A 12,372-nucleotide genomic window follows, 5' to 3' on the forward strand; every position below is an offset into this window, starting at 1 on the left:
TTATGAAAATTTTAGTAACAGGTTCAGATGGGCAGTTGGGGAGATGTATCCATTTGTTAGCAAAAAAAAAATCGAATATTGACTTTTTTTTTACCAATTCACTAACGTTAGATATTACCGATAAAAACAGTATAGAATATTATTTTCTAAAAAATAACATTGACTACGTTATTAATTGTGCGGCATATACAAACGTGGAAGAAGCGGAAAAAGAACCAAAAAAAGCTTTATTAGTTAATGCCGAAGGCGTCAAAAATATAGCTGAGATATGCAAAAAACATGATGTTACATTACTTCATATTTCCACAGACTATGTGTTTGATGGAAAAAAAAATACCCATTATACAGAGGAGGACGAACCGAAACCTATTAATAAGTATGGAAAATCTAAGTTATTCGGCGAAATGTATGTTCAAGAAATATTAGATAAGCATTTTATAATTAGAACCTCTTGGTTGTACTCTCAGTTCGGTAAAAATTTCTTCAAAACAATATCTGAGAAGTCAAATGTGCAAGATGAATTTACAATTACAACAGCTGAAAAGGGAACCCCTACGAATGCAAATGATTTAGCATTGTTTTTACTGGAAATTATAGAGCAAAGAAGTTCGAATTATGGTGTTTATCATTTTAGTAATTTAGGTAGCGCAACATGGTATGATTTTGCTAAGGAAATTTTAATTTTATCTGGTAAACTTGGAGAAATAAGGCTTAAAAAAACGGATAATTACCCTACTTTTGCAAAACGTCCAGTTTATAGTGTTTTAAGCAAACGTAAGATAATTGAAAATTTTGATTTCGATATTTTAAACTGGAAGGAATCTCTAAAAAAGCTTATCAATACATAGTTTATGTTGTGTTCTTTATAGTTTCCTAAAAAAATTAATAAAGAAACGTGAAAGAAAGTAATATTAGAAAAGGGGAGATTAACTGATGATGTATAAGAGTTTGTATGATATTGACTTATGTATTAAACTTCTATTTGAATTAAATAGATATGGATTATAAATAATGTTGAATAACAAAAAGCTAAAATTTTCTTTAAAAAGGTTTACCTTTTTGTTACAAGAATTAATTCTCAGATAACTTTTGATATTTTATTGCTTCATAGCAATATTTCTTAAGCATAATTTTGATAACACATGAATATATTAAAGCTAATTGGCAGAACGGAAGAATTATTTACCTCAGATATTACTCAGAAAGAGTTAGAATTAAAAAAGATAGTTTCTTCGTCTTCTTTTTTAGTGATAGGAGGAGCTGGTTCTATTGGGCAGGCGGTAACCAAAGAAATTTTTAAACGGAACCCACAAAAATTACATGTTGTAGACATAAGCGAAAATAACTTGGTAGAACTAGTAAGAGATATCAGAAGTTCTTTTGGGTATATTGATGGTGATTTCAAAACATTTGCATTAGATATAGGATCTGTTGAGTATGATGCATTTATTGAAGCTGACGGAAAATATGATTATGTATTGAATTTATCAGCTCTTAAACATGTACGCAGTGAAAAAGATCCTTTTACATTAATGAGAATGGTTGATGTAAATGTATTTAATACAGAGAAAACTTTACTTCAATCTATTAAAAAAGGAACCAGAAAATATTTTTGCGTTTCAACAGATAAAGCTGCTAATCCAGTAAATATGATGGGAGCTTCCAAACGAATTATGGAAATGTATTTAATGAGACGAAGCAAGGATATTAAAATTTCTACTGCGCGTTTTGCTAATGTTGCTTTTTCAGATGGGTCATTACTTTATGGCTTTGATCAAAGAATAAAGAAAAGACAACCTATTGTAGCTCCTAATGATATTAAACGATATTTTGTAATTCCTAAAGAATCAGGAGAACTGTGTTTAATGTCATGCATTTTTGGTGAGAATAGAGACATATTTTTTCCAAAATTAAGCGAAAACCTTCATCTTATTTCCTTTGCCGATATAGCGATCAAGTATTTAGAAGAATTAGGATATGAACCCTATTTGTGCAAAGATGAAGAAGAGGCCAGAGCATTAGTGAATACGCTTCCAGAGCAAGGAAAATGGCCGTGCTTATTTTCATCTAGTGATACTACAGGAGAAAAAGATTTTGAAGAATTTTTTACCGACAAAGAAACGCTCGATATGAATAGGTTTCAAAATTTGGGTATCATAAAAAATGACTTAAATTTTGATGAGGTAGCATTGAATTATTTTACAGAAAAGATTCAGTCGTTTAAGAAGAATAAAAAATGGGAAAAGGAAGATATTGTAGATCTTTTCTTCAAAATGATTCCTGATTTCGGACACAAAGAAACTGGTAAATATTTGGATAGCAAAATGTAGTCTTATGTATAAAGAATTTATAGCATTTACCAGAAACACCTTTAATACTGAAGCTTTTATTCCATTACATGCCCCGGTATTTATGGGTAATGAAAAAAAATATCTTAACGAATGTATAGATTCTACATTTGTTTCGAGTGTTGGAAAATTTGTCGATCGTTTTGAAGAAGAAGTAGCAAAATTTACAGGAGCCAAGTATGCCATTGCGACATCGAATGGAACAGCGGCACTTCATATAGCATTATTAATGGCGGGTGTTTCCGAAAATGATGAAGTTATTACACAGCCCTTAACATTTATAGCTACCGCAAATGCAATAAGCTATATTAAGGCTCACCCCGTTTTTGTAGATGTGGATAAAGATACATTAAGTCTTTCTGCAGAAAAACTAGAGTATTTTTTGATCCAAAATACAGAGCTACAGAATGGAGTCTGCGTAAATAAGGTCACTAAAAGAAAAATAAAGGCTGTAGTTCCGATGCATACTTTTGGGTTTCCAGCAAAAATAGATGATATTATCGCCGTTTGTGATAAATTTAAAATTGCGGTGGTAGAAGATGCTGCAGAGTCTTTGGGAAGCTACTATAAAAACAAACACACAGGAACTTTTGGCCTTTTAGGAGCTTTTAGTTTTAATGGAAATAAGACAATAACAACCGGAGGAGGAGGAATGTTGGTAACAAATGATGCAGATATTGCTAAGAGAGCGAAACATATTACAACCACAGCAAAAATTCCACATGCTTGGGATTATGAACATGATATGATTGGTTATAATTACCGCTTGCCTAACATTAATGCCGCATTAGGTTGTGCTCAAATGGAAGAATTATCATTAATTTTAGAAAAGAAAAGAATCTTATCGGATAAATATGCAGCGTTTTTTAGTAACAAGTCTTTACAATATCTCAAAGAACCGAAAGATTCTATTTCTAATTATTGGCTTAATGCTGTTCTGTTAGAAAATATAGAAGAAAGAAATGATTTTCTAAAAGAAACAAACGATAACGGGGTAATGACTAGACCTATTTGGAAGCTTATGAATAGTTTATCTATGTTTAAAACCGCCCAAATAGGTAATCTTGAAAACTCAAAGTGGTTCGAAGAACGTGTAGTTAATATTCCAAGTAGTGTTATAATATGAAACCGTTATATATAATAGGAGCTGGAGGAGCTGCAAAAGAAATTTATTTATTAGTTAAAGAACTCAATAAGGTTGATCACATTTACGAATTTAAAGGATTTGTAGATATAACTACAGAACGATTTTTACAAATAGGAGGTGCTCAGCATGATATTATTAACGAATCTGTTTTATTACATGAATCTGATGAAAAAGTGGCAATTGTTTTTGGTTTAGGAGATATAAACAAACTAAAAAAGATAGTGGTACAATATACAGACAAGGATATTTTTGAATTTCCAAATATAATACATCCCAGTGTTCAAATTGATGAAAGTATATCTTTGGGTATGGGTAATGTAATCACCACTCATAGTGTCTTTACCGTCGACACGGTTCTAGGTTCTTTCAATTATATTAACCGAGGTGTTCATTTAGGGCATGATTGTAAAATAGGTTCTTATAATGTAATAAACCCATGTTCCGTTATATCTGGAGGGGTAACAATAGGTGATGAAAATTTAATAGGTACTAATGCTACAATACTTCAGTATTTAGAAATTGGTTCAAAAAACAAAATTGGGGCAGGAGCGGTTGTTACAAAAGATATTTTGGATAATAGTTGTATGATAGGGATTCCCGCAAAAAATATAGAGTAATGAGAAAAACCTTAATTATTGCAGAAGCCGGTGTTAATCATAATGGAGATATTAATTTGGCGAAAAAATTAATAGATGCCGCAGCCATTGCTGGGGTGGATTATGTGAAATTTCAAACATTTAATTCTAAAAAATTAGTGAGCAAAAATGCTCAAAAAGCAGCATATCAAAAAGAAAACACTGGTAATGCTTCGGAATCTCAATTAGCAATGCTTCAAAAGTTAGAGCTTAGTAAAGAAATGCACCTTGAATTGATAAAGTATTGTGATTCAAAAAACATAAAATTTTTATCTACAGGTTTTGATTTAGAGAGTATAGATTTTTTGAATCAATTAGATATAGATTTATTTAAAGTTCCCTCAGGTGAAATAACCAATTTGCCTTATTTACGAAAAATAGGGGCCTTAGGTAAGCCTATCATCATTTCAACTGGGATGGCAGATCTAAGTGAAATTGAGGAAGCTGTAAATGTAATGCTTAATGCCGGAGCTGATAAATCCAAAATTTCGGTATTACACTGTAATACCGAATATCCTACACCAATGCGAGATGTTAACCTGAGTGCTATGAATACCATTAAAGAACAGCTAGAGGTTTCTATTGGATATTCTGATCATACCTTAGGTATTGAAATACCAATTGCTGCCGTAGCTCTTGGTGCAACTGTTATTGAAAAGCATTTTACTTTAGACAAAACCATGGAAGGACCTGATCATAAGGCTTCTTTGGAACCGAATGAGTTAAAAGCTATGGTCGAAGGAATAAGAAACATAGAAAAAGCAATGGGTCATGGCAGAAAAGAACCTAGTTCTAGTGAAATAAAGAATAAAACTATAGTTAGAAAAAGCATAGTTGCAGGTAGAGATATAAAAAAAGGGGAAATCTTAACCGAAAATAATATTACGGTAAAAAGGCCAGGAAATGGTATTTCTCCTATGAGATGGGATTCGATAATTGGCACTACAGCATCTAGAGACTATAGTGAAGACGAATTAATTTAATATAAAATTTCGAAAATGATCGATCTTGGAATGAAAAGATGGTTAACAATATGAAAAAGAAAGTATGTGTAATTACTGGTACTAGAGCAGAATTTGGTTTGATGTACTGGTTGCTAAAGTTTTTAGAGGAAGATACTGAGGTTCAATTACAACTAATTGCTACGGGAATGCACCTTTCTCCAGAATTTGGGCTTACCTACCAACAAATTGAGAAATCGGGTTTTATGATCGATAAAAAGATAGAAATTCTTCTATCATCTGATACCCCAGTTGGTGTATCAAAATCAATGGGGTTAGCTCAAATCAGTTTTTCAGAAGCCTATCAAGAGTTAAACCCCGATGTTATTATAGTGTTGGGAGATAGATTTGAAATTTTTTCTGCGGTTTCCGCGGCAATGATTGCTAAAGTTCCAGTAGCCCATTTGCATGGAGGTGAAGCTACTGAAGGACTTATAGATGAACCAATAAGACATTCAATTACAAAAATGTCTCAAATTCATTTTACGGCTACAGAAGAGTATCGCAAAAGGGTGATACAACTTGGTGAGCGTCCAGAAAAAGTATTTAACGTAGGAACACCAGGTTTAGATAACATTTATTATTTAGACCTTTTAACAAGAGAAGAGTTTGAAAAGTCGATAGATTTTAAGTTAAACACTAATAATATTTTAATTACGTTTCACCCTGTAACTCTTGAAAATAATACAGCAGAAACACAGTTTTTAGACCTTTTGGCTGCCTTGGATCAATTAGAAAGCACAAATTTTATTTTTACAAAGCCTAATGCTGATACGGATGGAAGAATTATCATAAAACTTATTGATGATTACGTAGCCAAGAATCCAGAAAAGGCGTGCTCATTTATTTCGTTGGGTCAACTAAGATATTTATCTGCACTAAAATATATGGATGCGGTATTAGGAAACTCTTCCAGCGGTTTAACAGAAGCACCAAGTTTCGGAATACCAACCATTAATGTAGGAGATCGACAAAATGGAAGAATAAAAGCTGAAAGTGTTATTGATTGCAAACCAGATGTGAAAAGTATTAAGGAAGCATTAAAAAAATCACTTTCTAAGGAATTTAAGGATATAGCCGCAAAAACTGTAAACCCTTATGGAGAAGGAGGAGCATCAAAAAAAATTGTTGAGAAATTAAAAGAAGTAGATTTGCAAAATATTCTTAAAAAATCATTTTATGATATTGACTTTAAAATGGAATAGATGAAAATATTTTTTATAGGAACCGTAGAATTTTCTAAAATAACATTAGAAAAGTTAATTGAATTAAGAGCTGATATAGTTGGTGTAGCTACAAGATCAGAATCAAAGTTTAATGCCGATTTTGCAGATTTGATTTCGGTCTGTAAGGAGCATAACATAAATTATAGAACTATAAAAAATGTAAATTCTCCCGAGGCACTTTCATGGATTAGAAGTTTGGGGCCAGATATCATATTTTGTTTTGGTTGGTCTAATCTATTAAAAAGAGATTTACTAAATCTAGCCCCTATGGGCGTGGTAGGTTATCACCCAGCAGAATTGCCAATGAATAGAGGTAGACATCCTATTATCTGGGCATTAGTATTAGGCTTACAGCAAACGGCATCAACATTCTTTTTTATGGAAGAAGGGGCCGATGATGGAGATATATTGTCTCAAAAAAGGGTTTCAATAGATATAACTGATGATGCTCAGTCACTATATGATAAGTTAACTGCAACAGCATTAAATCAAATAGAAGAATTTCATACTAAATTAGAGGCTAACACCTATGAAAGAATAAAACAAGATCATTCTAAGGCTAATTTATGGAGAAAAAGAGGGAGATCAGATGGCATGATTGATTTTAGAATGTCCAGTGAGGCTATTTATAATTTAGTGCGAGGACTTACTAAACCATATGTAGGTGCGCACATCGAAATAGGTGATGAAGAAACCAAGGTGTGGAAGACTGAGATAGGTGACGGATATAAGAAAAACATAGAACCCGGAAAGGTTTTAAAAGTAGACAATCAGAAAATTTTGGTAAAAACAGGCGACGGAACAATTTGGCTTACAAAACATGATTTTGCTCAATTACCCGAATTAAATTCATATTTATAAAAAATGAAGAAAGTTATCGTTGTTTCTGCTCATCCAGATGATGAAATTTTAGGGTGTGGAGGAACATTATTAAAACATATCGAAAAAGGAGATCAGGTTGATTGGCTAATTACAACCAGTGTGTTTACATCTCAAGGATTTACAAAAGAAAGAGTGGATAGTAGGGAAGAAGAAATCCAAAAAGTAAAGGAAGAATTAGGTATAAATACCATTTATAGATTGGATTACCCAACCATGAGTCTTACCGATGAATCTTTGATAAAAATGATACCTAAGGTGAGTAAGATATTTAATGAAGCTGAACCGGAGATTATTTATCTGTTAAATCGCTCTGATGCACACTCTGATCATAACATTACTTTTAGATCTGTAATGGCATGCACTAAATCGTTTAGATATCCTTTTGTAAAAAGAGTATTGATGTATGAATGTATATCGGAAACTGAATTTGGACCTACATTGCCTGAAAACGTCTTTATGCCTACATATTTTGTTGATATAAGTAAGTATAGAGACAAAAAAAATGAACTGATGAAAATTTATAGTTCAGAACTGGGAGAACACCCATTCCCTAGAAGTTTAAGAAATATGGATGCCTTATCCACTTTTAGAGGAGCTACTATAGGTGTAGAGTTTGCGGAAGCATTTCAAGTCTTAAAATGGATTGATAAATAAGAAAGTTGTGAAATTTAATATTACAAGATTATATTGACAAACTCTATGAGAAATTATAAAGAACACTTACTATTAACAAAGAGCACGATTAAGCAAGCATTAGTAAGATTGGATAAACTAGCTGGAGATGCAATTTTATTTGTAGTAGATGAAGATGAAACACTTATTGGATCTTTGACAGATGGAGATGTGCGTAGAGGTCTTTTAAAAGGTGTAACTATAGAGGATAAAGTAAATAGTATTATCCAGGAGAATCCTCGTTTTATTAAAAAGGGAGAAGAGAATATCCAGAAAATTATAGAATATAGAGAAGGTAATTTCAAAATACTTCCTGTTCTTAATAAAAAGAATAAAGTAGTCAATGTTATTAATTTTAGACAATTACGTTCTTATTTACCGATAGACGCAGTTATTATGGCTGGCGGAAAAGGGACAAGATTAAGACCACTAACCGAAACTACTCCTAAACCGCTGTTAAAAGTCGGAGATAAACCTATTATGGAACATAATTTAGATCGGTTGGCTCTTTATGGTATAGATGATTTTTGGGTATCGGTTAAATATCTAGGAGAACAAATAGAGGAGTATTTCGGGAACGGTAATTCTAAAAATACTAAAATCGATTATGTTTGGGAAGACGAACCTTTAGGAACTGTAGGCGCGGTGTCAAAAATTCAAAATTTTGAACATGATTATATTTTGATTACAAATTCTGATATTCTTACAAATTTAGATTATGAGAGCTTCTTTTTAGACTTTATTGATCAAGATGCGGATCTTTCTGTAGTTACAATACCATATCAGGTTAATATTCCATATGCAGTTTTAGAAACTAGTAATGGGCATGTCATCAGCTTTAAAGAAAAACCCACTTATACCTATTATTCTAACGGAGGAATATACTTGATGAAACGCTCAGTTTTAAAACATTTACCGCATAACACATTTTTTAATGCTACTGACCTAATGGAGAAACTGATTGAAGAAGATTCGAAAGTAATCTCCTATCCCTTGGCTGGATATTGGCTAGATGTTGGAAAACACGAAGATTTTGAAAAAGCACAACAGGATATTAAAAAAATCAAATTTTAGAAATGAATATTTTAATCACTATCTGCGCTAGAGGAGGGTCTAAAGGAATACCTGGCAAAAACATTAAGCACTTAAATGGAAAATATCTTATCGATTATTCTATAAAGCACGCTGAGAAATTTGCAAGTTTACATGATAATGTTGATATAACATTGTCAACAGATAGTCATGAAATTAAGGATGTGGCTTCAATATGTGGGCTAAATACAGAATATATAAGACCTGAATATTTAGGAGGAGATACAATTGGTAAAATGGACGTATTACATCATGTGTTGCAGTATGAGGAAAGCAATCGTCAAAAAAAGTATGATTTTCTTTTAGATCTTGATGTAACTTCACCATTAAGAACTATAGAAGATTTGGAGGAGGCTTTTATAACTATTATCAATAGAACTGATGCACTAAATATCTTTTCGGTTTCAAAACCAAATAAGAATCCCTATTATAATGTAGTCGAACTACAAGACGATGGTTATTGCAAATTAGTTAAATATAGCGATAGTAAATCCAGACAATCAGCACCAATTGTTTACGATATGAATGCTTCTTTCTATTTTTATCGTAGATCTTTTTTTGAACAAGGATTGAAATCTGCTATTACAGACAAAAGTTTATTATTTTTAATGGATCATATTTGCTTTGATTTAGATGAGCCGTTGGATTTCGAAATAATGGAGTTTTTGCTTTCACATAATAAATTAGACTTTGAAATATGAAAATTTTGATCATAGGATTAGGCTCTATTGCTCAAAAACATATTCGCGCTCTTAGAAAATTACGGCCTGATGCTGAGTTGTATGCATTGCGATCATTAAAAACGGCTCAAAAACAGGAAGGAATAAATGATGTTTATGATATCAACGAATTAGAAATAGGAATTATAGATTTTGCAATTATTTCGAACCCCACCTCTATACATCTCAAAACTATAAAAAGCCTTATTCCTTTCAATACTCCATTATTTATTGAAAAACCACTTTTTTCTGAAATAGGAAAGGACGCCGATCAAATTATTGAAGAAATTAATAACAAGGGAATTATAACCTATGTGGCTTGTAATCTTAGGTTTTTGGGCTGCTTACAGTTTATTAAAGAATATCTTAAAAACAAAAGAATTAACGAGGTCAATATATATTGTGGCTCCTATCTACCAGACTGGAGAGTCGGGAGAGATTATAAAACTACCTACAGTGCTAACAAAGAGTTGGGAGGGGGTGTACATATAGATTTGATTCATGAAATTGATTATGTGTATTGGATGTTTGGAAAACCCCAGAGAGTTTCTAAAGTGTTTTCGAATCATTCTTCTTTAGAAATAAGCGCATATGATTATGCCAATTATATATTAGGGTACGATAATTTTAACACTAGTGTTATTTTAAATTATTTTAGAAGAGACCCTAAAAGAACTTTAGAAATTGTTTTTGAAGACGAAACCATTTTAGTTGATATCTATAAAAATAAAGTTTATAAAAACAGTGATATTATTTTTGATTCAGAAAAAACTATAATGGACACGTATGAATATCAATTACAATTCTTTATGGATCATGTCCTTGCTACAAAAAAACAATTCAATACAGTAAATGAAGCTTATGAAATATTAAAAATATGTTTGGAGGAAGATTAAAAGAAAAAATAATTATTGTTACTGGAGGTAGTGGTTTAATAGGCAAGCCTGTTTTAGAACATTTAAAAAATAATGAAGCAATCGTTATTAACGCAGATATCAATGTGATAACAAATGAAAAAACTGATGATTATGCATGCGATATTACTTCTGAAACATCAATTTTAGAACTTATAGATACTGTAATTAAAAAATATGGTAGAATTGATGGTTTGGTTAATAATGCATATCCAAGAACCAAAGATTGGGGTAATAGGTTTGAAGAAGTATCCCTGGACTCCTGGAGACAAAATGTAGATATGCAAATGAATAGTGTGTTTTTTATTTGCCAGGCAGTTTTAAAGGTAATGAAAAAACAGAAATCAGGATCTATAGTCAATATATCTTCAATTTATGGTGTAGTGGGTAATGATTTTACTATTTACGAAGGATACGGAGGCACTTCTCCTGCGGCTTATTCAGCTATAAAAGGGGGAATTGTTAATTTTACTAGGTATTTGGCTTCCTATTATGGGAAGCATAATGTAAGAGTAAACTGTGTATCCCCAGGAGGTATCAAAGACAATCAACATCCATCTTTTATAGAAAGATACGAAAACAAGTCTCCGTTAAAACGTATGGGTCAGCCAGATGAGATAGCTCCAGCAATTACTTTTTTACTATCAGAAGAAGCTTCATTTATAACAGGCCATAATTTGATGGTCGATGGGGGCTGGACTGCAATTTAGGTATATGTAGTTTTAATTCTAAAAAAAGATGTTATATGGAGTAACATTTTTAGTCTTAATGACACAAACTAGTATAATTTAAAATCAAAGAAATGAAAAATTTATTATATTTTGGCAATAACACTTTTTTTAGGTTATACAGAAGATAATATTATTGATTGTCCGGCAAACATAAATATCGGGGTGGAGGCGATAGGAAGAGATTTTGTAGTGCTAAAATGGGTTGATACGCAAGGTTTTGAATCCAATTATGAATATGGAGAAGAAGGTTTTGTAAATGGACAACTATAGTTACTCAACCAGGAATCGGTGAATATAAATTACCTATATCTTCATTAGAGAGTGGAAAAGTTTATGAATTTACAGTGAGAGCTTTATGTAATAATAATAGTTTTGGTAACTATTCAGAAAAAATATCGGTAATTATACCCTAATAGAATATAATCTAGAAATCAAAATATTATGAAAATAAAGTTAAGTATTTGTTTTTCACTTATCCTGATGATCAGCATATTTCTTTTTAATGGTTGCAAAGAAATAGATAAAGAAGAAAAACGAGAAAAAGAAGTTGTAAAACCTAAACTATCACCTTATGTAAAGCTATTAGAAAAAACCCCAATTTATAATGATAGTATTTATAGTATTTATATTACTTCTATAAATAATAAAGATAAAATTTATTATGTAAAAAAAGGAGAATTGAGTGAAGTTCAGAAAAATAGTAAATTTTTCCTACATGTTTACCCGGTTGACAAGAGTTTACTAAAAGAAAAGACTAGTAATTTAGCTTTTGATTTTAAGAACAATGCAGTAAAATTTATGTTCAATAATGAAGTTTACTATGTTTCACAAACTGATGTGCCAGATTTATATATTGATAAAATAAATACTGGTCAATATGGGTATAATGGAGATCCAGCAATTAATTGGAGAATTAAATCAATATTAAGGTCGAAAAAAATACTTCCCATAATTAAACAAAATGGCGATCGCATATATTTATTAGATTATGATTTTTAAGTTTAA

Annotated in this window: 14 protein-coding genes; all 14 read left to right on the forward strand. The window is 31.5% G+C overall.

Features of this window, described 5'->3' with window-relative positions; translation table 11 throughout:
- Positions 1 to 2 precede the first annotated feature (2 nt).
- Positions 3 to 848: a dTDP-4-dehydrorhamnose reductase gene (gene rfbD, locus ACWNT5_RS20580; RefSeq protein ID WP_299609126.1), complete on the forward strand. Its 846-nt coding sequence runs from the start codon at positions 3 to 5 to the stop codon at positions 846 to 848.
- Between the two features lie 294 nt (positions 849 to 1,142).
- Complete coding sequence (locus tag ACWNT5_RS20585) at positions 1,143 to 2,330, forward strand: UDP-N-acetylglucosamine 4,6-dehydratase (protein ID WP_456518440.1); 1,188 nt, start codon at positions 1,143 to 1,145, stop codon at positions 2,328 to 2,330.
- Between the two features lie 4 nt (positions 2,331 to 2,334).
- On the forward strand, positions 2,335 to 3,474 hold the full coding sequence (locus tag ACWNT5_RS20590; RefSeq protein WP_299609120.1) for a LegC family aminotransferase: 1,140 nt from the start codon (positions 2,335 to 2,337) through the stop codon (positions 3,472 to 3,474).
- On the forward strand, positions 3,471 to 4,112 hold the full coding sequence (locus ACWNT5_RS20595; RefSeq protein ID WP_299609117.1) for an acetyltransferase: 642 nt from the start codon (positions 3,471 to 3,473) through the stop codon (positions 4,110 to 4,112). The genes ACWNT5_RS20590 and ACWNT5_RS20595 overlap by 4 nt, the downstream gene beginning before the upstream one ends.
- Positions 4,112 to 5,113, forward strand: coding sequence for an N-acetylneuraminate synthase (neuB, locus tag ACWNT5_RS20600; protein WP_299609114.1), 1,002 nt, complete (start codon positions 4,112 to 4,114; stop codon positions 5,111 to 5,113). The genes ACWNT5_RS20595 and neuB overlap by 1 nt, the downstream gene beginning before the upstream one ends.
- Before the next feature lie 50 nt (positions 5,114 to 5,163).
- Positions 5,164 to 6,336, forward strand: a complete 1,173-nt coding sequence (gene neuC / locus ACWNT5_RS20605) for a UDP-N-acetylglucosamine 2-epimerase (RefSeq protein ID WP_299609111.1) — start codon at positions 5,164 to 5,166, stop codon at positions 6,334 to 6,336.
- Positions 6,337 to 7,218 (forward strand): methionyl-tRNA formyltransferase, encoded by an 882-nt coding sequence (locus ACWNT5_RS20610; protein ID WP_299609108.1) that lies wholly within the window; start codon positions 6,337 to 6,339, stop codon positions 7,216 to 7,218. It abuts the gene before it with no gap.
- A gap of 3 nt (positions 7,219 to 7,221) precedes the next feature.
- Positions 7,222 to 7,893 carry a PIG-L deacetylase family protein gene (locus ACWNT5_RS20615; protein WP_299609106.1) on the forward strand — a complete coding sequence of 224 codons (672 nt, stop codon included), beginning with the start codon at positions 7,222 to 7,224 and terminating at the stop codon, positions 7,891 to 7,893.
- A gap of 45 nt (positions 7,894 to 7,938) precedes the next feature.
- Positions 7,939 to 8,985, forward strand: a complete 1,047-nt coding sequence (locus ACWNT5_RS20620) for a nucleotidyltransferase family protein (protein WP_299609103.1) — start codon at positions 7,939 to 7,941, stop codon at positions 8,983 to 8,985.
- Positions 8,986 to 8,987: 2 nt separating this feature from the next.
- Positions 8,988 to 9,704 (forward strand): acylneuraminate cytidylyltransferase family protein, encoded by a 717-nt coding sequence (locus tag ACWNT5_RS20625; RefSeq protein WP_299609100.1) that lies wholly within the window; start codon positions 8,988 to 8,990, stop codon positions 9,702 to 9,704.
- Positions 9,701 to 10,618: a Gfo/Idh/MocA family protein gene (locus tag ACWNT5_RS20630; RefSeq protein ID WP_299609097.1), complete on the forward strand. Its 918-nt coding sequence runs from the start codon at positions 9,701 to 9,703 to the stop codon at positions 10,616 to 10,618. The genes ACWNT5_RS20625 and ACWNT5_RS20630 overlap by 4 nt, the downstream gene beginning before the upstream one ends.
- On the forward strand, positions 10,600 to 11,346 hold the full coding sequence (locus ACWNT5_RS20635) for an oxidoreductase (RefSeq protein WP_299609095.1): 747 nt from the start codon (positions 10,600 to 10,602) through the stop codon (positions 11,344 to 11,346). Before ACWNT5_RS20630 ends, ACWNT5_RS20635 begins: the two co-directional genes overlap by 19 nt.
- A gap of 111 nt (positions 11,347 to 11,457) precedes the next feature.
- Positions 11,458 to 11,637: a hypothetical protein gene (locus ACWNT5_RS20640; protein ID WP_299609093.1), complete on the forward strand. Its 180-nt coding sequence runs from the start codon at positions 11,458 to 11,460 to the stop codon at positions 11,635 to 11,637.
- 171 nt (positions 11,638 to 11,808) lie between these two features.
- Complete coding sequence (locus tag ACWNT5_RS20645) at positions 11,809 to 12,366, forward strand: hypothetical protein (protein ID WP_299609091.1); 558 nt, start codon at positions 11,809 to 11,811, stop codon at positions 12,364 to 12,366.
- The last annotated feature ends 6 nt before the right edge of the window (positions 12,367 to 12,372 follow it).

It is taken from the genome of Aquimarina sp. 433 (assembly GCF_054054605.1).

Bases quoted from the DNA above. Each gene is read 5' to 3' on its own strand.
- rfbD (WP_299609126.1), top strand. From the start codon at position 3: ATGAAAATTTTAGTAACAGGTTCAGATGGGCAGTTGGGGAGATGTATC.
- ACWNT5_RS20585 (WP_456518440.1), top strand. From the start codon at position 1,143: ATGAATATATTAAAGCTAATTGGCAGAACGGAAGAATTATTTACCTCA.
- ACWNT5_RS20590 (WP_299609120.1), top strand. From the start codon at position 2,335: ATGTATAAAGAATTTATAGCATTTACCAGAAACACCTTTAATACTGAA.
- ACWNT5_RS20595 (WP_299609117.1), top strand. From the start codon at position 3,471: ATGAAACCGTTATATATAATAGGAGCTGGAGGAGCTGCAAAAGAAATT.
- neuB (WP_299609114.1), top strand. From the start codon at position 4,112: ATGAGAAAAACCTTAATTATTGCAGAAGCCGGTGTTAATCATAATGGA.
- neuC (WP_299609111.1), top strand. From the start codon at position 5,164: ATGAAAAAGAAAGTATGTGTAATTACTGGTACTAGAGCAGAATTTGGT.
- ACWNT5_RS20610 (WP_299609108.1), top strand. From the start codon at position 6,337: ATGAAAATATTTTTTATAGGAACCGTAGAATTTTCTAAAATAACATTA.
- ACWNT5_RS20615 (WP_299609106.1), top strand. From the start codon at position 7,222: ATGAAGAAAGTTATCGTTGTTTCTGCTCATCCAGATGATGAAATTTTA.
- ACWNT5_RS20620 (WP_299609103.1), top strand. From the start codon at position 7,939: ATGAGAAATTATAAAGAACACTTACTATTAACAAAGAGCACGATTAAG.
- ACWNT5_RS20625 (WP_299609100.1), top strand. From the start codon at position 8,988: ATGAATATTTTAATCACTATCTGCGCTAGAGGAGGGTCTAAAGGAATA.
- ACWNT5_RS20630 (WP_299609097.1), top strand. From the start codon at position 9,701: ATGAAAATTTTGATCATAGGATTAGGCTCTATTGCTCAAAAACATATT.
- ACWNT5_RS20635 (WP_299609095.1), top strand. From the start codon at position 10,600: ATGTTTGGAGGAAGATTAAAAGAAAAAATAATTATTGTTACTGGAGGT.
- ACWNT5_RS20645 (WP_299609091.1), top strand. From the start codon at position 11,809: ATGAAAATAAAGTTAAGTATTTGTTTTTCACTTATCCTGATGATCAGC.